The organism is Porphyromonas crevioricanis (assembly GCF_900167225.1).
GTDB lineage: Bacteria > Bacteroidota > Bacteroidia > Bacteroidales > Porphyromonadaceae > Porphyromonas > Porphyromonas crevioricanis.
Genome location: NZ_FUXH01000007.1, coordinates 39,560 through 64,878, shown reverse-complemented (window position 1 = coordinate 64,878; position 25,319 = coordinate 39,560). Strand labels below are relative to the sequence as shown.

The following is a 25,319-nucleotide window of genomic DNA, read 5'->3' as shown; positions in this document are numbered from 1 at the left end:
GTTTTACGCCCCAATTTGTCCATTGTCGTCGGAGGGCGAAGAGCCACCGCCATTGTTTTCTTTTTTCTTGCCCAAGGAATTGTAGGCGACATCCAGTACACGCTCGGCACGCTCCAGGCGAACGCCCTTGAGAGCCGTCTTAACCTTCACGCGAGGCGTATAGATGACCTTGGCCTTGTCCACGAGCTCGACGCCGACCTTCTCGGCACTATCGACGCCCGAACCGGTCTTCGCCGTGATGCTGGGGCGATAAGTGCCCATGTCGCCGCAATCGACGCTTTTGCCGTCCTGAAGCAGACGGATAAGCACCTTCGCGGCACGGTCAAACACCGCCTTAACATCAGCCGAAGAGACTGTTGTCTCGTCCGCCACGAGTTCGATAAACTCCTCGAACGTCACATCCGAATGCAAATGGATTGCGGGGTACCAAAGCGTCTTGTTGGTCTTGCCAAAACCGACTTTACGCTCAACTGCTTTGATTTTAATCATGATGATATAATTTACTGTTAAACAAAGTGTTATAAATCTCTGCTAAGTTAGCTGAATTTTCGTGCGCAGAGAAATATTTTTTCTTGCGCACGGAAATAAATTTTCTTGCCCAGGAAAATTTTTCTCCTTGCCCGAGAATATTTATCGCTTTGCCCGAGAAGCCTCGTCGCCTTGCTCGATAAGCTCTATCGGCTTTCCTAAGAAGCCTCATCACCTTGCCCGAGAATATTCATCGCTTTGCCCGAGAAACCTCATCGCCTTGCTCGATAAGCTCTCTCAGCTTTCCTAAGAATCCTCATCACCTTGCCCGAGAATCTTCGTCGCCTTACCCGAGAAAAATCCCCAGCTCACATTCGTATTTGTTGATATTTGAGGTCAAGCAAAATCCTTAGATTTCAAGTGTAAGTAGATCTCTTGGCCGGCAAAGGTGATTGAGCGAGAAAGATAAAATCCCCTCAAAGATGCCAGCAAGACGTCTTCGAGGGGATTTTTGCGCCTTTACGAGGAAAGGCAGAGAGGGAGGAGATCTAATGCAAGGTTAATGGCACACAGGGTTATTTGCAGATACACACGCCTCTATTTGTGAGGCCATCGCATGAACTCCTCAAGATTGTTTCAGTAGCTTAGTTCAGATAGGCCGTGAGCATCCAAATTTCCTTTTCCTGCTCAGCCAGAAAATTACCCATCAGAGCAACGGTAACTTCATCGCCGGCCTCGGCTGCAGCCCGTAATGTTTCCCTTTCGAGAGCCATCAATAGCTTGTAGTTGTCGAGTATTTCGGGCAAAATCTGCGCAGGGTCGGTCATTTTGCTTGTCTCTTTGATTTTGCTTTGACCAATGAGGATGCTCATTCTGTTCTCCGGAGAGACTTCCAATTGCAGGAGCCGCTCTGCTATCTCATCGATTTTCTCGGCCGTGGCATCGTACCATTTCTCGAACTGGGCGTGCAATTCATAAAAGAGAGGCCCACGTACGTGCCAATGATAGCCACGGAGATTATTGTAATAAACTTGGTAGGAAGCCAGCAAGGTTTCCAAGCCTACGACTGTTTCTTTCAAACCGTTGGGGTTCAATCCTGTGATGGAAAGGATGTTCTTATTCATAATCATTCTTTTTTTTGTTTGGTTATCTGTGGGCAAATGTATGGTGAAAAACTATGATGAGGAACTGTTTTATCCTATGGTAGAATAGACGAAATCTATATTTTGGAGTAGCCCCTGTGATGATCTCTTATCGTCGAGGCATTGCGGAAGTCGTATGTGTTTCTTGCTCACTCTCCAAATGCTAGGAACAATGGCAGGATAAAAAGTATAGGCAGGGGTGCATAAATTTTCTACCTTTGTTTGGGTAGGGCGATTGGCCTGATCCGAGTTCTGCTGGTTTTGAGGCAGGGCGGTCTTTGCAGCTATCCTCCTTCTTATCCTATATATACTACTTACTACAGCAGCACAACGCAGAAAAATAATAATGAATACAAAAGACGATTTCAGAAAATATGCCACCGGTCATCTGCGCATGAGCAGTACCGGCTTGGACGACTATCTCAAGGTACAGAGCAGCTATATCTCTCCTACGATTATGGAGGAACGACAACTCAACGTTGCTCAGATGGATGTCTTCTCTCGTTTGATGATGGACCGTATTATCTTTCTTGGGACGCAGATAGATGACTATGCCGCCAACGTAATTCAGGCACAGTTGCTCTATTTGGATAGCAGTGATCCTGGGAAAGATATTTCCATATATATCAATTCTCCGGGAGGATCGGTCTATGCCGGCTATGGCATCTACGACACCATGCAATACATAGGTAGTGAAATCTCTACCATATGTACCGGTATGGCAGCCTCCATGGCCTCCGTATTGCTGGTGGCAGGAGAGAAAGGCAAGCGGTTTGCTTTGCCGCACTCTCGGGTAATGATTCATCAGCCATTGGGGGGTATGAGCGGTCAGGCCAGCGATCTGGAGATTGCAGCCCGTGAGATATTGCGAGTGAAGAAAGAGTTGTACACAATTATCTCCACTCACTCCGGCAAGAAGATAGAGGATGTGGAGCGAGACAGCGACCGTGACTATTGGATGACAGCCGAAGAAGCTCTCAGCTATGGCATGATAGACAAGATTTTGACCAAGCAGCGGAAATAGGCTTCGGTGTATGAGCAAAAATAATAAGCCCCAGGAGGGGCATTGCGACTTTTGTGGAGCACCCGAAAGTCAGACCTCTCTCTTGTTGAGAGGCCTGAGTGGGTCTATTTGTTCAGATTGTGCCATGAGGGCTGTCGAGGTGAGCCGAGACATGATCCGCCAATCGGATAAGACACTCGAGACCCTCAACGAAACCCCATTACCCAAGCCGAAAGAGATCAAGGCCTTTTTGGATCTCTATGTCGTGGGGCAGGATGCAGCCAAGCGATACTTGTCCGTTGCCGTATATAACCATTATAAGCGGCTTTTGCAGCAGGGAGATGAGAATGAGACGGAGATAGAGAAGAGCAATGTGATACTGCTCGGCCCTACTGGTACGGGTAAGACCTTGCTGGCTCGCACTATTGCCCGGATGCTCAAGGTGCCTTTTACTATCGTGGATGCCACAGTGCTCACCGAAGCCGGTTATGTAGGAGAAGATATAGAAAGCATCATCACACGGCTGTTGCAGGCTTCGGACTATAATGTCTCCAAGGCCGAGCGAGGGATTGTGTTTATTGATGAGATAGACAAGATCGCTCGCAAAAGCGATAACCCCTCTATTACCCGAGATGTCAGCGGAGAGGGTGTGCAGCAAGGTTTGTTGAAATTGCTTGAAGGCTCTGTGGTAAATGTGCCACCCGAAGGAGGACGTAAGCACCCCGAACAGAAGCTCATAGCCGTAAACACCAAGCAGATACTCTTTGTCTGTGCCGGAGCTTTCGATGGGATAGAGAAGCGTATTGCCAGACGCCTCAATACAAGGGTCGTAGGCTATACTTCCAGTCAGAATGTCAAGCAGATTAAGCCGGAGGATATGCTGCAGTATGTCACCCATCAAGACCTGAAGAGCTATGGATTGATCCCTGAGATTATCGGGCGTCTTCCCATTTTGTCTTACCTCGATCCACTGGATAGAGATACTCTCAAACGGATTCTCACCGAACCGAAGAATGCTATCACCAGACAGTACACCAAGTTGTTCGAGATGGACGGGATCACACTCAAATTCAAAGACGAAGCCTTGGATTTTATTGTAGATAAGGCCATAGAAGAGAAGTTGGGTGCCAGAGGACTCCGAGCTATTGTGGAGACAATCATGCTTGACGCGATGTTTAACCTGCCCGGTGAAGACCAGAAGCAACTGACCGTAACACGTGCTTTTGCCGAAAAAGAATATTTGCGAAACAAGAAGTAGGAGTTTGGCCCTTGCCAACAAACAACAGCGACTATACCTGTAATCAACATTATGATCTATCTATGGTGGACGACTTAACTCTTAAACTGAAAGAGTATTTCGGCTTCGATACATTCAAGGGTAACCAAGAAGCTATCATACGAAACGTATTGGAGGGGAAGGATACCTTTGTTCGGATGCCTACGGGAGGAGGCAAGAGCCTTTGCTACCAACTGCCGGCTCTTATCTTGCCGGGTACGGCCATCGTAGTATCTCCCCTAATTGCCTTGATGAAGAATCAAGTCGATGCTATACGTTATGTGAGTAGTGATGACGGTATAGCACATTTTCTAAACTCTTCTCTTACCAAGGTACAGATAGAGCGGGTGCGGCAAGACATCCGAGCCGGCATTACCAAGCTGTTGTATGTAGCCCCCGAATCGCTCAATAAGGAAGAGAATATAGCCTTTCTGCGGACTGTGCATGTCTCTTTTTATGCAGTCGATGAGGCTCACTGTATTTCGGAATGGGGGCATGACTTTAGACCAGAGTACAGGCGTATTCGGCCTATTATCAACGAAATATCTCCTCGCCCTGTGATTGCTCTCACGGCTACGGCCACCCCCAAGGTGCAGCACGATATACAGAAGAATTTGGGCCTTAATTCTCCGACGATATTCAAGAGTTCATTCAACCGCCCGAACTTATTTTATCAGGTAAAACCCAAGAATGAAAATGTAGATCGGGAAGTGGTCAAATTTATCCTCTCCATGCCCGGGAAAAGTGGAATTGTGTATTGCATGAGTAGGAATAAGGTTACTACCTTTGCCCAAATTTTGCAGGCCAATGGGATTAGCGCTCTCCCTTACCATGCGGGTATGGATCCCAAAGAGAGGGCGGAAAACCAGGATGCTTTTCTGGAAGAGCGTGCCGATGTGATTGTAGCGACAATTGCTTTCGGTATGGGTATCGATAAGCCGGACGTGCGCTACGTGATTCACTACGATATGCCTAAGAGTCTGGAGGGATACTATCAGGAAACCGGCAGAGCCGGGCGAGATGGGGGTGAGGGTATTTGTCTGGCTTTCTATAGTAAGAAAGATCTTGCCAAGCTGGAGAAATTCATGAAAGGCAAACCCATCAGCGAGCAGGAGATTGGCAGGCAATTATTGATTGAGACGGCAGCTTATGCCGAATCGAGAGTTTGTCGTCGCAAGTTGCTCTTGCACTACTTCGGAGAGGAGTACGAGAAAGATAACTGCGGCAGTTGTGATAATTGTTTGATGCCGGTAAAACAGGTGGAAGCAAAGGAGTTATTAGTGAGCGTGTTGGAGGCCGTCCAGGAACTCAAAAGCAAGTTCAAAACGGATTACGTAATCAAGATACTTCGCGGAGAAAACTCTGCCGAGGTGGAATCGTTTAAGCATGATCAGCTGGAAAGCTTCGGTGTGTGTGAGAAAGAATCCGAAGAGACTCTCAATAGTGTGATCAGACAAGCCCTGATCGAAGGATATTTAAGTAAGGATATAGAGAATTATGGCCTGCTCAAAGAGACTCCGAAGGGTAAGAAATATCTCAAGAAACCGGTTAGCTTCCAGATCCCCAGTGAGGATGAAGAGGAAGACAGCGAGAGTGCTGTGCCACGTACTTCGGGTGGCGGATCGGGTGGTGCGGTAGACCCGGTGCTATTCTCCATGATGAAAGATCTGCGCAAGAAGATCGGATCTCGCCACAAAGTGCCCCCCTATGTTGTCTTTCAGGATGTCAGTATGGAGGCTATGGCTACATTCTATCCTGTGACCATGGAGGAGCTGCAGAAGATCCCGGGAGTGGGAGCCGGCAAAGCCAAGAGATACGGGCAGGAATTTTTGGATTTGATTAAGCGGCACGTTGAAGATAATGACATAGAACGTCCTGAAGACCTTCGAGTGAAAACGCTGGCCAATAAGTCGAAGATGAAAGTTGCTATTGTGCAGCAGATAGACCGTAAGGTGGCTTTGGACGATATAGCCATGAGCCACGGATTGGAGTTCGATGAATTGCTCTCCGAGATAGAGGCGATTGTCTACTCTGGTACGCACCTCAACATCGACTACTTTATCGAAGAGGCTATGGACCCCGACCATGTCAGTGACATTTATGACTACTTCAAAGAATCGACTTCGGATTCTCTCGAAGCCGCTCAGGAAGAGTTGGGTGATGAATATAGCGAGGACGAAATACGACTACTGAGGGTAAAGTTCCTCTCCGATTTGGCCAATTGATTTATACCAAGTAATACAGAGCAAACATCCCATACCATGCAAAAGAAATTTTCTCGTACACTGTTGGCCGTGGCCTTAGCCCTGTCGCCTGTATCTGGTCTGTTCGGCCAAAAGAATGTGATTGATGAAGTTATATGGATGGTAGGGGACGAACCTATCCTCAAATCGGATGTGGAAAACCAAAAGCTCTATCTGATGAGTGAGGGGCATAAGCTGGCCGGGAATTACGATTGTTATATCCCCGAGCAGATAGCTGTGCAGAAGCTCTTCCTGAATCAGGCCAAGATAGACAGTATACAGGTCGATGACGCTCAGGTGAACCGCTATGTGGAGACTTGGCTTAACAATGCCGTGTCTAACTATTATGGTACACGGGAGAAGATGGAGGAGTACTTCAACAAGAAGTATTCGCAAATAAGGGAAGACCAAAGGCGCATAGCGCGCAACAGTGAGATTGTACGGCAGATGCAATACAAGATAGCACAGAACGTAAAGGTCTCTCCTTCGGAAATTCGTTCGTTTGTGCAAAGTACACCAGTTGACAGTTTGCCGTATATCCCCACCAGTGTGGAGGTACAGGCCATCAGCATTAAGCCGGAGATTGCTTTGGCCGAGATCGACGCAATCAAGGATAAGCTACGTGGATTTGCATCCGAGGTAAGCAAAGGGAATAGTGAATTTTCCACTTTAGCAAGGCTGTATAGCGAAGACAAGCGGACTGCCCTGCAAGGTGGAGAGTATGGCTATGTAGGTCGGGCTTCTCTTGATCCTGATTTTGCCAATGTCGTTTTCAATATGCCTAGTACGGATCGATACGTTTCTCAAGTGATCAAAACAGAGGAGGGCTATCATATCGTGCAGCTTATTGACAAGAAGGGCGATCTGATCAATTTCAGGCAGATTTTGCTTCGTCCTCAAATCTCTGATCAGGCTCTGGAGGCGGCAGTTGCCAAGCTGGATTCGTTACGTATGGAGGTAAATAAGGGGCAGATCTCTTTTGAGGATGCAGTCCGTGATTACTCCGAGGATAAGGACTCGCGTAACAACGGAGGCTTACTACTCAATACGAGTGAGAATAGCGAACTCTCTGGCTCTCCTTCTTTCAGATATGAGGATTTGCCACAAGACCTTGGTAAGGACATTTATAAAATGAAGCCAGGTGAGATATCCCAACCCATTGTTGTGACAACCAAAAAGGGCAACAAAGAGGTGGTGATTGTCAAGCTCAAGACCTTGAAAGAGGGGCATCGTGCCGATTTGGTAAACGATTTCCAGGTCATCAAAGAAATGGCTCTGAGCAAGAAGCGCCAGTCTGTACTGGACGAGTGGGTACGCACAAAGCAAAAAGAGACCTATGTGTATATGAATCCCGAGTATAGAAACTGTGAGTTTCAGTACCCGGGTTGGCTTCATCACAACGATTAAACGGGAATGTCGCATCGGGAGCGTTCTCTTGGCTTCGTCCCTCTGGCGATAGTTTTTTGTCTGTGTGCCATCGGGTTTCTGGCTTGGTCGCCCAAACCTAATGAGCCGGAGAAGAAACGTATCATTCTTGAGCACGCCGATTTATTGAACTACGATGCCAACTATTCACCCGACATCAAGCGTTTGGTCGGCAATGTGAAGTTTCGCCACGGCATTGCCGTGATGAAGTGCGATAGTGCTTATCTCAATGAGCGTGCAAATTCATTTGAAGGATTTGGTCGTATACATATTCAAGAAGACACTGTAAACATATATGCCAAGCATATAGATTATGATGGTTTTTTGCGTCTGGCTCGTCTTAGACATGAGGTGAGCCTTGACAATGGGCATGCTACACTCTATACGGACAGCCTGGACTATGACCGCAATGTCGGACTGGCTTATTATTTCAATGGAGGGACAATCGTAGATTCGGTCAATACTCTTTCTTCCGGCTATGGTCAGTATGATGTGCGTACCGAGGAGGCCGAATTTCAAGAAGCCGTATCGCTTGAGAATGAAAATTTTGTGATGGAGACAGAGAATCTCCACTACAGTACAAAATCTCATATTGCCACTATGCTGGGGCCCACAACGATCGTTTCCGATTCGGGGCGCATCGTCACTACTCGTGGTGTGTATGATACTCAGAAAGATGTGGGGATATTATTGAATGGATCGACTGTTCACTCTCGTGGGCGGAGCATGACTGGAGATTCCATCTACTATGATAGCAAGCAAAAGTGGGGAGAAGTCTTCGGTAGTATGCATTTAATAGATACAACCCACCGAGCTGATTTGTATGGGCAGTACGGCTATTTCGATGAAAAGCGAGAGTATGCTTTTGCTGCTGAGAGAGCTCGAGCCGTAGATTACTCTCGTGCAGATACTCTGCATGTAGGAGCGGATACTTTGGAAATGATATCCTACAAGGACAGGCAATGGCCTGCTATCCCACGACCACAAAAGTCCGAAGAATACTATGCTTGGTTTGCTTCCGAGGAACTAACGAAGAGTACACAGCCTTCGGACTCACAGCTCCCTGTACAGCCCGGGGTATCGCCGGAGGCTGTTAGCCGGCAAGATACAGTGGATAGATATATTATCCGAGCCTATCGGAATGTTCGAGCTTGGCGTAGAGATGCTCAGGCTGTGGCGGATTCGTTGGAATACAGCTCTGCTGATTCTCTTATCGGCTTGTTTGGTAGGCCGGTTCTTTGGAGTGAAGAGAATCAACTGTCTGCAGACACGATACATGTGTATTTGTCCGATTCCACATTGGAAGCCGCTGTGGCCAGAAGTGGAGTGATAGGTATGCAGCAGATCGATACGATGATGTACAACCAGCTCTCTTCGCAGAAGCTCAATATATTCTTTCAGGACAGTACTGCTCGTTTTATGGAAGCCTTGGATAGTGTAGAGAGTATTTTCTATTTTGCCAAGGAAGGTACTAAGCAGTATTATGCCATGAACAGGATGAAGAGTGACCGCATGTTTGCTTCTTTTGCCAATGATTCTTTGCAGAAAGTAAAGTGGGTACCTTCTTGGGGTAAAGTCTATCCAATCAAGCTGACCGATCCTGCTCTCAGGAGATTGCCCGGCTTTGGATGGAAAGGAGATGATAGGCCGAGTGGCCCGGATGATATCTTTCGATCCAAAGAAGGGAAGAGGTATCGACCTCCGTCACTCAGAGACCTGAGTCGTTTCAGAGGAGCAGATGCGGCATTGCTGGCTTATCGACAATTGGAGTTAAAACTTTTGCAGAGGGATAGTTTGTCTTCCTTGCAGGGAGATATCCCCCCGTCTGCCCCTCTAGAGGGAGAAGCCGAGAGGAGGGAAGACCTTGCAATAGGCTCTTCTTCGTCCACGCAGACCAAACGGCAGACCGATAATCCCACTGTCTTCTATCCTCTTCGCTCATCGATGAATAGGGAAGAGGAGGAAAGGCAAGATCAAAATGCTAACAAAGATCCACAATGGCTCTATTTCAAAGTTTCTACAGACCTCGCAAACCCAGGTCTTTCAACCATAAACCCATCTATTGGGATCCCAAAAAGGAAGAACTGGAAAAGCGAATAGCTCGTATTCGCTCCGAAATGATTGAGAGAGGAGAACTTCCTGCTGAGGGGGTAGATGAACAGGCTAAGCCTCTGGCAGAGCAAGACACTCCGAGGACACTCAGTGATGTTGAAAGACGTATCCGAGGCAGTTTTGTGCAGGGAACCAGTCACCTGCGCTCCCAAAGAGAGAGAGGAGAGAATGCTTCCACTCGCCTGCAAAAAGTGATCAAGCTACTCTTGCTCATGATTGTTGCAGCTGCTGTTGTCGTGGCCTTGCGCCAGTTTAATATTTTCATCTGAACAATGAGCGACATTATCCATCTCCTTCCGGACAGTATTGCCAACCAGATTGCAGCGGGGGAGGTCATACAAAGACCAGCTTCGGTGATCAAGGAGCTTGTCGAGAATGCGCTGGATGCCCATGCTACCCATGTTAGGATTGAGTTGTCAGAGGCTGGGCGAGATCTCATCCGAGTTATCGATAATGGGATCGGCATGTCTGCTACTGATGCCCGTATGGCCTTTGAACGCCATGCAACATCGAAGATTAGCAAGGTGGAGGATCTCTTTTCCTTGCATACAAAAGGTTTCAGAGGAGAAGCTCTGGCTTCGATCGCTGCAGTATCTCAAGTAGAGTTGATTACTCGTCCGGAGGATGAGGAGTTGGGTATCAAGCTGTGTATATCAGGTTCGGAGTTGGTTGCTTCCGAGCCTTGTACAGCCCCTGTAGGGAGTATCTTTTCCATCAAAAATCTCTTCTACAACATCCCTGCTCGGCGCAAGTTCCTCAAAAGCAACGATACAGAGCTTCGGAATATCCTGCAGGAGATAGAGCGAATTGTATTAGTGCACCCGGAGATCTCATTTGAGGTCCAGCACAATGGACAGCAGATATACAATTTAGAGAAGAGTAGCACGAAGTTGCGTATTATCGATACACTCGGCAAGAAATACGACAAAGATCTTATCTCGATAGTTCTGGATGGACCGATATTCAAGATAGAAGGTTTTGTAGGAAGGCCTGAGGGAGCTCGTAAGCGAGGAGCCAAGCAATTCTTTTTTGTGAACAATCGCTTCATGAGACACGCTTTTTTCCACAAAGCCGTACTTAGTGCCTACGAAGGAATTGTCAGACCTGGAGAACAACCGAACTACTTTATTTACCTGACAGTGGATCCGGCATCTATTGATGTCAATATTCACCCAGCCAAGACGGAAATTAAATTTGAAGATGAACAGAGTATTTTCCGCTTTTTGCACAACCTGACCAGAGAGGGGTTGGCTTCAGCTCACGCAATTCCGACAATAGATTTCGAGGCACAGCATACGATTTCCATCCCTCCTTATCGAGGGGTTGAAAAAGGAGATCTGACACTCCCGGCGGTAGACCTTGATCCCAGCTATAATCCTTTTGATGTGCCGGCCACAAGGGGGACTACTACCAAGAATTCCCCCGATTTGTCGGAGGAAAGTAATATTCCTTGGGCCGATCTTTTTAAGCAGATCAGAGGTAAGCACCATCCTTCCGAAAGCTATTCGCCGGAGCAGCCCAAGGATTCGGCCAAGCAGTCTCACCCGATGTATGATATGCCATTCCCGGCAGGACGCTATACGAGTATTACTTGCATGTCTCAGGCAAATGCTGCTTCGGAGCTTTTCGATCCCCCAACTTCTTCTTCTCCCTCCCTTCGTCCTTTCTATCTGTACGGAGATCGATATTTGATTACGACGCGGCCAGAAGGCCTGGCTTTGGTGGATTATCATCGAGCGCACGAGCGTGTCCTCTACGATCATTTCCTTGAGCAATGTCGGAGAGGAAAGATAGAGCAGCAACAGCTCCTTTTCCCTGATACACTCTCATTCCCCACTTCAGATCATGCTAAACTTCCGCCTATTTTGGAGCAGCTGCGGAAAGTCGGATTTGATTTGTCTCCTTGTGGAGAGAACTATTCCCTTACAGCAGCTCCCCTGATTATTGCCACCGATGCCGGAGACATTGTTACGGAGATCATACAGGCCTATCTGGACGGAGTGTTATGTTCGGCAGAAGAGGAGGTCTACAAGGCTATTGCTCATAAGATAGCTTCCCTCAGGGCTTGGCCCTATGGCAGACAACTTTGTGAAGAAGAGGCCTTGAAGCTCCTTTCGGACTTATTTGCTTTGCCGGATGCGACCTATACAGCCGGGGGAAAACTCATTGTTTCGATTATAGAAGAAGCTGAGATTCAAAGCCGTTTTGGGCGTTGATGCGGTTTCTCTGCTTAAATAAACTATGCTATGAGAAAGAGTTGTTTATCCATTCTGTCTTTGCTGTTGCTTATGCTTTTTCCCTTGTCGGGAGAGAGTCAGCGCACGATCGAATATAAGCCTCGGTTACTCTCCCGTGTGGATGAGCATGAGATGCATTCGTGGGTAAATGCCCGAATAAAAGAAATGAGTCTGGAGCAACAGATAGGGCAACTCATCATGCCTATCATATACCCCAAGACAGATAAGCAATCTATCTTGCAAGCTCAAACATTGGTCAAGGAGATTGGGGTAGGAGGGATACTCTACCAGAAGGGCCTATTGTCTGAGCAATATGCCATGAATATGTCGCTTCAGGCTGTTGCCGATCTGCCTCTTCTCATTTCTCTGGATGGTGAATATGGGCTTTGGATGAGGCTCAAAGATGCCCCTCGCTATCCCAAGGCTATGGCTTTGGGGCATATCCGAGACAAACGCTACATATATTGGTATGGGAGAGAATTGGCTCGGCAGTGTCGCCTGATGGGGATACATATAGATTTTGCACCAGTACTCGACATCAATAATAATCCTCGAAATCCCGTTATCGGGACTCGCAGCTTCGGTACTGATATAGATAAGGTGCTGGAGAATGGATTGATCTTTTCTGCCGGATTGGAAGATGGAGGTATTCTTTCTGTGGCCAAGCACTTTCCTGGTCATGGCAATACCGATGTCGATTCGCATAAGGCATTGCCTCTTATCTCCGGATCAAAGGAGGATTTATTTTCCACGGAGATTGTACCTTTTCAAGCCTATACGCAAGCAGGTTTTGGTGGAATGATGATCGGTCATTTGAGGGTACCTGCGTTGGAGACAGATCCACAGACTCCGGCCTCCATGAGTACGGCTATCGTTTCGGATCTATTGATTAGACAACTCGGTTTCCGTGGATTGATTTTTACCGATGCTATGGAAATGCAGGGGATGCAGACTCCTGGGGAGCATCCCATTAGTGTGCGGGCTGTGCAGGCAGGGGCGGATATTCTTCTCGGACCTACTAATCCTAAGCAAGTGCAACGAGAACTCATGCAAGCTGTATCCTCTGGTGTTTTAAGCAAGAAGGAAATTGAGCTGCATTGTCGCAAAATCCTTTCCTATAAGTACGCTTTGCTAATTACTCCTGGTATTCCCGATATATATTCATCCAAGGAGATCTCTGGCCTTGTGCGTTCCCCTTATGGGTTGCAGTTCTGTAAACAGTTGTGGAGAGAGAGTATTGAGATCAAGAGAGGAGCCGACAAGTTACCATTGGAGATAGATGATCGGGTAGCTCTTTTGCAACTGGGGGCATCTAAGAGCAATCGTTTTGGTGCTGAGTTGCAGCGTGCTGGTCTAAAGAAACAAATCTGCTATCCTACGGCCTCGGCTGCCGAAACCAATCGTATACTGGAGCAACTCAAATCCTATCAGACCGTGATAGTGAGCATTTGTTCTTCCAAGCCGTCTGCCTTTTCTTCTATCGTGAATCGCCTTGTGACTTCCAAACGGGTGATATTATGTTTCCTTACTACTCCTTTTGCTGAAGAAGCACTGAAACTGAAGGCTTTGCCGACAGTGTTGCTGCATGCTTTCGAGTCTTGTGATGAGGCCATGCAAGCCGCTGCGGAGAAGCTGTTGTCGCCTGCTTATACCTATGCTCTGAAGTTGAGTGCCGAAGATGAAAACCTCTATCAGCAGATACTTGTCGCGATCGAATTGGTGCGACAACAAGGAAAAGAGAAGCCGGATCAGATTGTCCCACAGGGAGGAATGGAAGGAGAGACGAATTCCGATTTATTACCATCTGTATTACCACGAGAGAAGTTGCAGCTCTTGCGTCATAAGATAGAAGAGATCGTAAGCCATGCGATTGAAGAAAAAGCATTCCCAGGTTGTCAGATCTTGGCAATACATCGAGGGAAACCTCTGTACGAGGGGTATTTTGGTCATCTCACTTATGACAATAAAGAGCAGCCCGTGGGGCATAATATTATCTATGATCTTGCTTCCATAACCAAAGCTGCTGCGACTACACCGGCTGTCATGCTGTTGATAGATCAGGGTAAACTTTCTCTCTCTACCCGTGTGGAGGATGTCCTTCCTCGATTTAGAAAGACGGCAGTTGGCAGTTTGAGGCTACGAGAGCTTTTGCTGCATACCAGTGGTTTACTTTCTGGTCTTAATTTCTATGAAGATCTGATAGATCCTAATTCCTATCAGGGACCGTTGAAGACATCTTCTTATGCTTCCGGATATATACAAGTGGCTCACCGTTCTTGGGCCAATTCGGATTTTTCTTTTCAGCCTCTGTGGATAAGCGAAAATCCAGGAGGTAATTTTGATCGGCAGTTCTCCTCCAGACTTTGGATTAGCAGGGACTTTAAGGATGTGATGCTCGATCGTATTGCGGCTCTCAAACTCAAAAACAGAGGACGGTATCGGTATAGTGATCTCAATTTTGTCCTTATACAGCAAATGATAGAGGCTCGGAGCAAGTTATCTCTGGATGAGTTTGTGGGCAAATATCTCTATCGTCCTATTGGTAGTCATTTGTGTTTTAATCCGATCCGCAAGGGGGTGCCGACGAGCCGTATTGCTCCGGCACAGGATGATCGTTTTATTCGCAAAGAAGTATTGAAGGGAGTTGTAGATGATGAGACTGCAGCTTGCCTCGGAGGAGTGTCCGGTAATGCCGGCTTGTTTGGTAGTGCCCGGGATTTGGCTCCTCTGTTATTGCTCTATGCGAACGAAGGGAGAGCTCAGGGAAAGCAAATTATAAACAAGAGTACTCTCCGGCAGTTTACCTCCAAAGAAGATCCCAGACACAATCGCTTCCTCGGATTCGATAGGCAGAGATCCCGGGAGTTGAACTATATCGCCGGTGCGGCCTCCATGTCCACCTATGGACACACTGGGTTTACCGGTACATGTTTTTGGGTGGATCCTAAAAAAGACCTGATCTTTATTTTTCTTTCTAATCGCAGCTATCCCTCACGGACACATACTGCATTGATGAGGCTGAATGTGCGTCAGCGTATTCATCAGGCTTGTTATGAAGCTTTAGAACAGCAGTGACAAAAAAGCTTTAGATTGCTGATCGAGAGAGTACTATTATATCCTGATATTTACTTGCGGAGAAGAGTTCATCTCCTTTTTGGTCGGCTAAAGAGGATTCTGTACGCCATTTGCCGGGTATGAATTTGGCAATACTGAGATCTGCTGTTTGGATCAACGGTGCAATATGATCTATTGGGAAAGCTACATTGCCCTTTCTCAGGCTCTGGTCTATGTAAAACAAGCCATCGGAAAGCTGATTGAATTTCATGTCGCTTTCCCCCCGGTTCATCTTTCCCAGAGAATCATCGTCTATTATAAACATACTGCACAAGCAGTGTCCTTCCGGCCGTAAGACTCTCCCAATTTCTTTGAGATAATGTGCTACATCTTCCTCAAGCATATGGGTGAAGACTGAGTATAGTGCAATAATATCGAACGAATTATCGGGGAAAGGGAAACGAAACTCACAAGCCTGCTTATGCGTATTGTTGTAGAGAGCGTTGTTGAGATCGACATGGAGGAATTTGAAATTGTGGTGCTTGGATGAGATATTCTTGTGGCACCAATCAATGCCCTCTTCTACCACATCGAAACCGGTATAACTACCACTTGGCTCAAGGTAAGATGTTAGAGAAACGGCCAAGCGTCCGATGCCACAGCCAATGTCCAATACATCAGACTCAGTAATAAGTCCTGCGTGGGCTTTTAATTCCTCTCTCTGCCGGTCTCCTTGTTTATGATAGTCTCCCTGACCTACGAAGATGGCTCCTTTGGGAGGTGTCATTCCCTTGGTGGGATGCAGTAAATCATAAGGTAGGTAGTAGAGTCGCCTGACATATCTTCTCAGCTTGGGAGAGAGACGATAATAGAGCTTTCTTTTTATCTCCATAGATTGATTGTATAGCACAATGAAAGAAACAATGCCTCCACGCTTATCTCAACGAAACTAAAAAGGCTGTCTCAAATACACGTTTGAGACAGCCTTTCGTCATTAAAATTCAGCACTCTTGGGGGTGCGGGGGAAAGGTATTACATCCCTGATATTGGCCATCCCACTTACGAAGAGAAGTAGCCGCTCAAACCCTAATCCGAAACCTGAGTGTGGGCAGGTACCGAACTTGCGAGATTCAAGGTACCACCAAATATCTTTTTCCGGTACATTCATCTCCTGGGCTCGTTTCCGCAATTTGTCGTAGTCAGCTTCACGCTCGCTACCTCCGATGATTTCACCGATTTTGGGGAACAGGATATCCATACCTCTCACGGTCTTGTCATCATCGTTCAGCTTCATGTAGAAAGATTTGATTTCTTTCGGGTAGTCCGTTAGGATAACTGGAGTCTTGAAGTGTTGCTCCACCAGATAACGCTCATGCTCACTGGCCAGGTCGGCACCCCAGTAAATGGGGAATTCAAACTTGTGCCCATCAGCTACAGCTTTCTCTAATATCTCTACACCTTCTGTATAAGTGAGGCGCACAAAAGGCTTTTCGAGTACAGATTCGAGGCGTTCGACCAAATCCTTGTCGAAGTGTTCGGCCAAGAATTTGATATCATCGATACAATGATCTAAGGCCCAGCGTACACAGAACTTGATGAACTCCTCGGCCAAATCCATATTGTCCTCTATCTCGTTGAAAGCCACTTCAGGTTCGCACATCCAAAACTCTGCCAGATGTCTCGGCGTGTTGGAGTTTTCCGCACGGAAAGTCGGTCCGAAAGTGTAGACTCCTCCCAGAGCTAAAGCTGCCATTTCAGCTTCCAATTGCCCGGAAACGGTGAGAGAGGTCTGGCGAGCAAAGAAATCTCGGCTGTAGTCAACTGCTCCTTCTTCTGTCTTGGGGCAATTCGCCAAGTCGAGAGTTGTTACTTGGAACATTTGACCAGCTCCTTCGCAATCGCTCCCGGTGATCAGAGGTGCATTGAAGTAGAAGAATCCTTTTTGATGAAAAAAGGTGTGAATGGCGTAGGCCATGTGATGTCTTAGCCGGTAGATAGCCCCGAATGTGTTAGTACGAGGACGCAAATGGGCAATCTCTCTCAGAAACTCCAGTGAGTGACCTTTCTTTTGCAGAGGGTAGGTATTAGGATCGGCTGTCCCATACACCTCCAAGTCTGTAGCTTGCAGCTCCACACTTTGTCCTTTGCCTTGTGAGGCAACCAGCCGACCGGTAGCCCTTATACAAGCTCCGGTGGTGATAGAACTTATCAAATCCGAAGAGAAGGAGGGGAGATCTACTACAATTTGCAGATTGTGTATGGTAGACCCATCGTTGAGAGCCAGGAAAGCCACGTTTTTGTTACCACGTTTGGTGCGTACCCAGCCCTTTACGGTCGCTTCTTGATCTGTAGAAATCCCTTGCAACAGCTCTACGATCATACTTCTTTTTGACATATCGATTATGTGTTTTGAAGGAAGGGTAGTTTTATTCAAAACTGCCCATCCTTAGGTTATTTACTTCCTGTTCGTCGAGGTAACGCCATTTGCCACGTGGCAGGTTTTTCTTTGTCAGACCGGCAAAATATACGCGATCGAGTCGCTTGACGTGATACCCCAGATATTCAAATATGCGTCTTACGATGCGATTTCGTCCCGAATGTATTTCTATACCTACCTGAGATTGGTCGTCCGCCTTTACATAGCTGATGGCATCGGCATGGATTTCTCCATCTTCAAGCTCTACTCCCTGAGCTATGCGCTGCATATCTTCTACTGTTACATCTCTATCCAACCATACGTGATAGATCTTTTTCTTCTTGAACTTCGGGTGAGTCAGCTTGGCTGCCAGATCTCCGTCGTTGGTTATGAGTATTACTCCAGTGGTATTGCGGTCCAGTCGCCCCACGGGGTAGATCCGCTCGGGACAAGCCTTGCGTACCAGGTCCATCACTGTAAGTCTGCATTGCGGATCATCGGATGTCGTGACACAGTTTTTCGGCTTGTTGAGCAAGACATACACCTTGCTTTCGATGGAAACAGGTTTGCCATTGAATAGGACCTCGTCCTGTCTGGTGATACGTGTCCCCAGCTCTGTGGCCACTTGCCCGTTTACTTGTATCATCCCCTTCTGTATCAGCTCATCCGCTTCCCTGCGTGAGCAGATACCTGCATTGGCCAAAAACTTGTTTAGACGAATCGGTTCGTTTGGATCGGCCAACACTTCCTGATATTTTACTGGGTCGATCCTGCGTGGACGATTTTGATTGAGCTTTTTGCGATTGTTTTTCCCTCGCTGCTGTCCGATCGCTTGTTTGTTTGGTCTTTGGTATGGTCTCTGTTGCCAGTGCATTCCTCCGCCTTCTCTCTCTCCCATATACCCTGGCTCCATAGGTGCCATTTGCGAATTTCTCTGCAAGGGGCGGTGTGGATATTGAGGCTTGTTGGTTCGCTGGAAGTAGTCCGTACCTGTCGGACGACCGGGGCGTTGATAGTCTGTCAATGGCTCTTTCCCCTGCTGTTGGTATGTGTTATAGCTGCGAGGGCGAGCATTTTGTTCATAGTAACCTTGAGAAGATTCGTTGTTTCTTCGCTCGTAGGGACGTGCAAAGTTTTCTCTGCGCCCGGTGTTGGCAAACAGTGGCGGCATATTTTCCCCTGTGCGAGCTTCGGTATGCAGAGTGCGTGGCTTCTTGTTCATCGTGTAGGGGATACGCTCTACTGCAGCCGGGCGTTGTGATCCGCTGCTTTCGCCTATGCGTACTCTACGACGACGAGAGATAGCGGTAGCCCCTTGAGACTGGGCCGATATGCGTTCCTCATAATTTTGTTTTACCTCCTCACGTTCGTTTTCGTTGAAGTGAGAGTCTTTTTGTCCTTCCATTGGGTCTTGTCTGTGAATTGATATTACAGCCTCACGGCTGGCGTTTTTTATTGATTAAAATTTAGTTGGATTTTTGTCCGGACAAATTCTGCCTAATATATCCCAACATAGGAGAAGGGAGTAATTTGTCTCAGTTCTTCTTTTACTTGTTCGGATACATCCAGCCCATCGATAAATCCTGCTATGGATTCCCGGCTGATCGCTTCGCCGGTACGTGTGAGGGCTTTAAGTGTTTCGTAAGGGTTGGGATAACCCTCACGCCGCAATACCGTTTGAATAGCTTCCGCTACGACTGCATAGTTACGCTCCAGATCTGCATCGATAGCAGCCCTGTTGAGCAAGAGCTTGCTCAGGCCTTTCTCCAGACTTTTCAGGGCTATCAGTCCATACCCCAGAGGCATACCGATATTACGTATTACGGTAGAGTCTGTCAAGTCTCTTTGCAGGCGAGAGATAGGTAGCTTGCGAGCCAAATGAGTCAAGAGGGCATCGGCAATTCCGAGGTTCCCCTCTGCATTCTCGAAGTCAATTGGGTTCACTTTGTGTGGCATGGCAGACGAACCGACCTCTCCGGCCTTGATCTTCTGCTTGAAATACTCCATTGATATGTACATCCAGATGTCTCGGCTCAAGTCTATCAATATCGTATTGATTCGGCAGAGAGCATCGAAAATAGCGGCCAGATGATCATAGTTGGAGATTTGGGTTGTATAGGCTTCTCGCTCCAGTCCGATAGAAGAGAGGAAACGATTGGCAAAGTCCTCCCAACGGTGAGATGGGTAGGCGATATGATGAGCATTGAAATTGCCAGTAGCTCCTCCGAATTTTCCTGTGTATGGCACGGCTTCGAGAGCTTGGTACTGCTGTTCCAAACGGTATACGTAGACTTCAAATTCTTTGCCGAGTTTGGTTGGGGAAGCCGGTTGCCCATGGGTTTTAGCCAGCATGGGAACATCTCTCCATTCTTGCGACATCGATTGCAGCTTGCTGTGTATTTGCTTGAGCACAGGTATATATACCTTCTGCATGGCATCTTTTAGCATCAACGGAAAAGCCGTGTTGTTGATGTCTTGGGAGGTTAGACCAAAGTGAATGTATTCCTTAGCGGCAGTCAGCCCCAGCTTGTCGAATTGTTCTTTGATGAAGTATTCCACGGCTTTTACGTCGTGGTTAGTCGTCTCTTCTATTTTCTTTACCGCTTGAGCATCGGCCAGAGAAAAATCCAGATATATTTTCCGGAGTCCTTCTTCGGATGTATTTTGCAGGGCGGTCTTGAGTTGGGGTAGTTCCCGGCTCAAAGCTATCAGGTACTCTATTTCGACCAGTACTCTGTATCTGATCAGTGCATACTCAGAGAAGTAACTGCTAAGTCCTTCGGTCTTGGAGCGGTATCGCCCGTCTACCGGAGAGAGAGCGTTCAATTCATCAAATTGCATGGTATGTCTTTGTTTGTAGGCACAAAGTTAATAATTCCTTTTGCGGAAAGAGACTTTGCTTACAACCATAGCCCTGATTGGGCTGATATCGTGTTCAGAGGATGAGCCAAGCTTGAAGGGAACAAAGTGGACTGCGGATGATGATGTAAATGCAATTTTTTACGGAAATGGATGCACAACGACAATTGAGTTCTTAACAGATACAAAAGTCAAAAGATAGATGTGCACCCCTCTATTTTTGATGGGAGCAAGCGTGTCAGCGTAATAGGAGGAACTTACAACTTTGATGGAAGTACTGTCATTTGGAAAGTTGATGGGAGAACAATTAAAGGAGCTGTGTCTGGAAGCATAATAATGATAGGTGAAGGCGTTGCTGGGAAAAAGGTGTACATAAAAGGAGTGATTTCAGAACAATATAGCCTATCTGGTAATTTTCCTGGCTTCAAAATTTAGAGCATCAAGGAATGGCCATGTAAAGCGGTTTCTCTAATAGTTTTTATTCTATTAATAGTGTCTTTTGTGAAAATGAAAGAGGGTGTACCATAGCTCGATAGCATGGTACACCCTCTTGGCTTTTTGTCGTAAATGAGAGGGGTTGTATAGAGAGACGCTTCCTAACTGTGATTCGGTTGCATGAAATCGGAATGAGATTTAGTCTATTCTGATTTTTCTTGCAAAAGTTCCTTTCGAGGTCTGGATCCGCACGATGTATGTGCCGGGCAACAGTCCTTCGTTTTGTATGCGTCTGCCGTCCATAGTATAGACGTCTTGTATAGAGGCGTTTTCACCTTCGGCCACAATCTTGTCTTTGAGAGGGAAGACTTTGACTTCGGTTTGCTCCGGAGCCTCGATACCCAAGAAAGCTGTGATAGGTCTGTTGGCAGCATTGTACACTTCGCAAGCATCGGGTGTTTTCAATATATTGTCCCGGAGTTTTTTTGCAGCAAAAGCCACAATGCGTGTATTAGCTCCGGTCCATTCTTGCTTGAAGTCTATTTCTGTATTGTATTTAAAGTTTCCGGCTTCATCGAAAGTAAGTTTGATCCCTTCTTTCGGGGTAACAAATTGGCGGATAACTCCCATGTGCCAAATCGGATTTTTTCCGGTTGCGGTTGTTGCGCTTGTTCCGGTACCATTTTGGTCTTCCGAATAGATATGGTCTTCCACTATATAGACATTGATATAACAATCGTCTTGATCCAAGAATCCTTTCACTGACTGTCCGTCTATTTCTATCTTCAGTTTTCGGTTTTCGGCAACATAAGTATCTTTCACATCCAGACTTACTACGGCCGGACGTTCGAGAGCTTCTGTAATATATCCCTCCAAGGTAGCTTCTTCTTTGCCTGGATAATGGGCTGGATAGGTATAGCGTGTATTGAGCTTACTACTCATACGATCCAACATGATAGCCGGAGCAGAGGGAGGCGCAGCCCCAAACAAAGGCAGGAGCGAATTACTTTCTTCGAGGGTGAATTTGTCCGTTTTAAAGCCTACATGATGTACAGCCCAAGCCACTTTGGGGCTAAATTTGGGCTTCTCTAGTACCTGATGGATCAAATGGTGAGCCTTGGGGCAGCTGCTACACATCTCTGTGGAGAATTGCTCCATGAGAGTTACACGGTCGAATGCTTTCGGCAAAACTCCCGCAATGTCTATTTCCTTCAAGAGAAGATCCTTAGGTTTGTCGTTGATTTTGTTTACCCTAATCGAGAGTTTATCTCCATTCTTGGCTTTAAGAGAAGCAACTTTCAGATAGGTAAATCCACGTGGCATGATTGCGGTTTCGTATGCCTCGTTGTGTACTTTCTCTCCATTTACAAAATATGAAATATCAAGCTTGTTGATCTTATTCGATCCGAAGTTCTGTATGTCAAAACTTATTCCAATGTTACTTTGGCTTACAACTACCGGGTTCACTTTTATGTTGGCCAGCTGGATCAAGTTGTCTGTAATCTCAGGTTTAGCTCGCAGGATTAGCTGCTGGTGTAAGGCTCCGACAGCTTGTCCTTGTCCCTTGAATTTTTTGCCATTTGAGGCGATCAGGGTAGCTTCTTCTACAGTACTCAAGTTTCCATCCGTGAGAATAATCTGTGGGCTTTCCTGTAGCTTCTGTTGATAGAAATAGCCGATTGTCAAAGGCTCTTTATAGGGGATAGGTACAGGAGTATCAAATATGATTTCGTTCCATCCCTTTTCTAAATTGACAATTTTGCTGGCTTTCTTTTTGTCGAAATCATCAGGCCAGCCGATAATGAAAACCTCAGCTTGCTTTACGGGGACAGCCACCGCTATTCTCACACCGACTGCTTCGCCACCATCTACAAAGTCTTTGATCTTTGTGTAGGGGAACATAGAACCCAACGCAACCGAAGTAATGTAGTTGATATTGTCGTACCCCATAGCATTGCTGTATTGGAGGTTTTCTATCTCATCGTAACCAAGATAGTAGTAGCCCTCCGTAGTTTTTAGTTCATCCTGTTGTTGGGCAAAAACTGTGGTGGGGAAGCAGCACAAGGCAATCAACCCCAGCAAAAACGTCTGTAATTTTCTTTTCATGACAAGCTTTTTATGAATGATTCAAAACATAAGCGGAAACCACACTCTGCCTCAAGCTTCTGACCTTTGCGAGAGGCTTGATCTTACCGGGGCCAAGGCCTTCGACGAAATGCAACCTTGAGTCCATTATACGAACCCCCAAAATGCTGTTTCAGTAGCCTTTTTGCCGGACTTTGCAGTGCGAGACAGTCAAGAAGAAGTTGAGAACGAGGGTTTTAGGAGTCTGCCCAAACCCGGAATGCTGATAATAACGCCACGAGAGCTGTATTATGCAACAGTCTCAACCCATCCTTGCCACTTTCCGGAATCTTCGAGGGCTCCGGAATATCGGGTGTTCGCAAACACCGGGGGAGGTTGTTTCGTAACTCTTGCAAAGTAAAGAAAAATATCCGGTTTTGTGGCCTATGAGTCTTTAATCGTGGCGGAATGTTTTCATATCGTGATAAAATGTCTGTTTGCTCTTTCATATCGACATTTTATGGTTTATTGGAAGGAACTTCTCTGAGGGCTTACTGCTTCTAAATAAAGGTTATATTTGCCGAATAAACTAACAGCAAGCAAAATACCTAAAAAGTTATTTGTAATGGAACAGCAAAACAAGTCCACTCGCATTGAAAGCGATTTGATTGGCGAAAGAGAGATCAGCAATGATATTCTCTATGGTGTACAAACGCTGCGTGGCATCGAAAATTTTAGGATCAGTAATTTCCATCTCAACGATTATCCTTTGTTTATCAAGGGATTGGCTCTGACCAAAGAATCTGCCGCCATAGCTAACCATCGCCTGGGCTTGCTCAGCGACGAGCAGAAAGATGCTATTGTGGCTGCCTGCCATGAAGTGGCTGAAGGTAAGCACGACAAAGACTTCCCCGTAGATATGATACAGGGAGGAGCCGGTACGACCACCAATATGAATGCCAATGAGGTGATCTGTAACCGAGCTCTCCAGTTGATGGGGCATCAGCCCGGAGAGTTTAAGTATCTCAGTCCTAACGACCATGTAAATGAGTCTCAATCTACCAATGATGCGTATCCCACGGCTATCCATTTGGGGTTGTATGCCACTCACTTGAAGTTTATGCCTCATTTGGAAGCCCTTATCCGTGCTCTTCGTGACAAGGCCGCACAGATGACCGATGTGCTGAAGATGGGTCGTACACAGTTGCAGGATGCTGTGCCTATGACATTGGGGCAGACTTTCAATGGATTTGCCTCTATCCTCTCCGATGAGGTGGAAAATCTGGAGCATGCAGCAAAAGAGTTTCTCACGGTGAATATGGGTGCTACGGCTATTGGAACCGGTATTTGTGCCGAACCCAAGTATGCCGAATATTGCACCGAAGCCATGCGTCAGGTGACCGGTTGGGACATCAAACTCTCTGCCGACTTGGTAGGAGCCACCAGCGATACTTCTGTGATGATCGGATACAGCTCTGCTCTGAGAAGATTAGCTGTAAAGGTGAATAAGATTTGCAACGATATCCGTTTGCTCTCTTCCGGTCCTCGCTGTGGTTTGGGCGAATTTAATATCCCGGCTATGCAACCCGGTTCTTCTATCATGCCCGGTAAGGTGAACCCTGTGATCCCCGAAGTGATGAGCCAAGTGTGCTACAAGGTGATGGGGAATGACTTGTGCGTGATGATGGCAGGAGATGCTGCTCAAATGGAGCTTAACGCCATGGAGCCTGTGATGGCCCAGTGCTGCTTCGAGAGTGCCGACTTGCTGATGAATGGCTTCGATACTCTGCGTGAGCGTTGTATAGTAGGTATAGAGCCCAACAGAGATACCTGTGCCAACTATATAAAGAATAGTGTAGGTATCGTGACAGCCCTTAACCCCATTATCGGCTACAAAAATTCTACCAAGATCGCCAAGGAAGCAATGGCGACTGGCCGTGGTGTATATGATTTGGTACTTGAGCATGGTATTCTCAACAAAGAAGAGTTGGATACAATACTCAGCCCGGAGAATATGATCAAGCCGGTGAAGCTCGACATTAAACCTCGTCGATAAGTCAGAGGCAAAAAATAAACAAGAAAGAGGGGGTATGCCACGACACTGAGTTGTGGCGTACCTTCTTTTTTTGAGCCCTTGTACGGATTTTGAGAGGAGGGAGTTGTACAGCACGGCACTCTATTACTTTTGATATTCGGGTTTGATCGTATACCACAAGTATCCTTCCCTGCATCCTCCATATCAAAGCTTTCAAGATTACCGCATCCTGCAAAGTCGACAAAAGGGCAAGTCTTAGTTGCCATTTTGGAGCCCGTGCAAAGGGCTTGAGAGACTGTTTTCTGTGGCCGAAATTGATATGTTTTGTAAATTCCTTCTCGCCGCAAAAACTGAAGAAATAGAGGGAAAAGAGGCTGTATGGACAAGCGAATTTATTCCTCTCTTTTTTTGCTCATGATGACTCTCTGGAATGCCGATGGATAGGGCGTTTTGAGAGGGTCGAATTTTTCTCCTGAGAGAAATTTCGCTAACACAGGAGAGAGCAATTTTTTTCTCAGGAGAGAATTTTCGTTCTCTCCCGTGTTAGCAA

Annotated in this window: 16 protein-coding genes; 9 read left to right on the top strand and 7 right to left on the bottom strand. The window is 46.7% G+C overall.

The window, feature by feature from the left end; all coding sequences use genetic code 11:
* Nucleotides 1-3 precede the first annotated feature (3 nt).
* Nucleotides 4-489, bottom strand: coding sequence for an HU family DNA-binding protein (locus B5D48_RS05310; protein WP_023937169.1), 486 nt, complete (start codon nucleotides 487-489; stop codon nucleotides 4-6).
* A 623-nt stretch (nucleotides 490-1,112) separates the two neighbouring features.
* Complete coding sequence (locus B5D48_RS05300; RefSeq protein ID WP_042120223.1) at nucleotides 1,113-1,592, bottom strand: Dps family protein; 480 nt, start codon at nucleotides 1,590-1,592, stop codon at nucleotides 1,113-1,115.
* Between the two features lie 364 nt (nucleotides 1,593-1,956).
* Here B5D48_RS05300 and clpP point away from each other — a divergent pair, with 364 nt between their 5' ends.
* The 8 genes from clpP (at nucleotide 1,957) to B5D48_RS05260 (ending at nucleotide 14,981) form a co-directional block, all read left to right on the top strand.
* Nucleotides 1,957-2,634, top strand: coding sequence for an ATP-dependent Clp endopeptidase proteolytic subunit ClpP (gene clpP / locus B5D48_RS05295; protein ID WP_023937162.1), 678 nt, complete (start codon nucleotides 1,957-1,959; stop codon nucleotides 2,632-2,634).
* A 10-nt stretch (nucleotides 2,635-2,644) separates the two neighbouring features.
* On the top strand, nucleotides 2,645-3,871 hold the full coding sequence (clpX, locus tag B5D48_RS05290; protein ID WP_023937160.1) for an ATP-dependent Clp protease ATP-binding subunit ClpX: 1,227 nt from the start codon (nucleotides 2,645-2,647) through the stop codon (nucleotides 3,869-3,871).
* 62 nt (nucleotides 3,872-3,933) lie between these two features.
* Nucleotides 3,934-6,114 (top strand): DNA helicase RecQ, encoded by a 2,181-nt coding sequence (gene recQ, locus B5D48_RS05285; RefSeq protein WP_036887178.1) that lies wholly within the window; start codon nucleotides 3,934-3,936, stop codon nucleotides 6,112-6,114.
* 36 nt (nucleotides 6,115-6,150) lie between these two features.
* Complete coding sequence (locus tag B5D48_RS05280) at nucleotides 6,151-7,539, top strand: peptidylprolyl isomerase (RefSeq protein ID WP_023937157.1); 1,389 nt, start codon at nucleotides 6,151-6,153, stop codon at nucleotides 7,537-7,539.
* Between the two features lie 6 nt (nucleotides 7,540-7,545).
* On the top strand, nucleotides 7,546-9,657 hold the full coding sequence (locus B5D48_RS05275) for an OstA-like protein (RefSeq protein WP_023937155.1): 2,112 nt from the start codon (nucleotides 7,546-7,548) through the stop codon (nucleotides 9,655-9,657).
* 17 nt (nucleotides 9,658-9,674) lie between these two features.
* Nucleotides 9,675-9,938 (top strand): hypothetical protein, encoded by a 264-nt coding sequence (locus B5D48_RS05270; protein ID WP_023937153.1) that lies wholly within the window; start codon nucleotides 9,675-9,677, stop codon nucleotides 9,936-9,938.
* Nucleotides 9,939-9,941: 3 nt separating this feature from the next.
* Nucleotides 9,942-11,885: a DNA mismatch repair endonuclease MutL gene (mutL, locus tag B5D48_RS05265; RefSeq protein WP_023937151.1), complete on the top strand. Its 1,944-nt coding sequence runs from the start codon at nucleotides 9,942-9,944 to the stop codon at nucleotides 11,883-11,885.
* Between the two features lie 30 nt (nucleotides 11,886-11,915).
* Nucleotides 11,916-14,981, top strand: coding sequence for a serine hydrolase domain-containing protein (locus B5D48_RS05260; protein ID WP_023937149.1), 3,066 nt, complete (start codon nucleotides 11,916-11,918; stop codon nucleotides 14,979-14,981).
* A 10-nt stretch (nucleotides 14,982-14,991) separates the two neighbouring features.
* Here B5D48_RS05260 and B5D48_RS05255 read toward each other — a convergent pair whose 3' ends face one another.
* From B5D48_RS05255 to B5D48_RS05230, 5 genes are all read right to left on the bottom strand, one after another.
* On the bottom strand, nucleotides 14,992-15,852 hold the full coding sequence (locus B5D48_RS05255) for a class I SAM-dependent methyltransferase (protein WP_023937148.1): 861 nt from the start codon (nucleotides 15,850-15,852) through the stop codon (nucleotides 14,992-14,994).
* 102 nt (nucleotides 15,853-15,954) lie between these two features.
* The gene (asnS, locus tag B5D48_RS05250) at nucleotides 15,955-17,361 is read right to left on the bottom strand and encodes an asparagine--tRNA ligase (RefSeq protein ID WP_036887267.1); all 1,407 of its coding nucleotides are present in this window, start codon (nucleotides 17,359-17,361) and stop codon (nucleotides 15,955-15,957) included.
* Between the two features lie 25 nt (nucleotides 17,362-17,386).
* A complete protein-coding gene (locus tag B5D48_RS09045) occupies nucleotides 17,387-18,781 on the bottom strand; it encodes a pseudouridine synthase (protein ID WP_023937144.1) in 1,395 nt (464 codons plus the stop codon).
* Between the two features lie 92 nt (nucleotides 18,782-18,873).
* On the bottom strand, nucleotides 18,874-20,217 hold the full coding sequence (gene purB / locus B5D48_RS05240) for an adenylosuccinate lyase (RefSeq protein ID WP_023937143.1): 1,344 nt from the start codon (nucleotides 20,215-20,217) through the stop codon (nucleotides 18,874-18,876).
* Nucleotides 20,218-20,868: 651 nt separating this feature from the next.
* A complete protein-coding gene (locus tag B5D48_RS05230) occupies nucleotides 20,869-22,776 on the bottom strand; it encodes an Omp28-related outer membrane protein (protein WP_023937141.1) in 1,908 nt (635 codons plus the stop codon).
* A gap of 583 nt (nucleotides 22,777-23,359) precedes the next feature.
* On the opposite strand from B5D48_RS05230, the gene B5D48_RS05225 reads away from it, so the two are divergent.
* The gene (locus B5D48_RS05225) at nucleotides 23,360-24,790 is read left to right on the top strand and encodes an aspartate ammonia-lyase (RefSeq protein ID WP_023937138.1); all 1,431 of its coding nucleotides are present in this window, start codon (nucleotides 23,360-23,362) and stop codon (nucleotides 24,788-24,790) included.
* Nucleotides 24,791-25,319 lie beyond the last annotated feature (529 nt).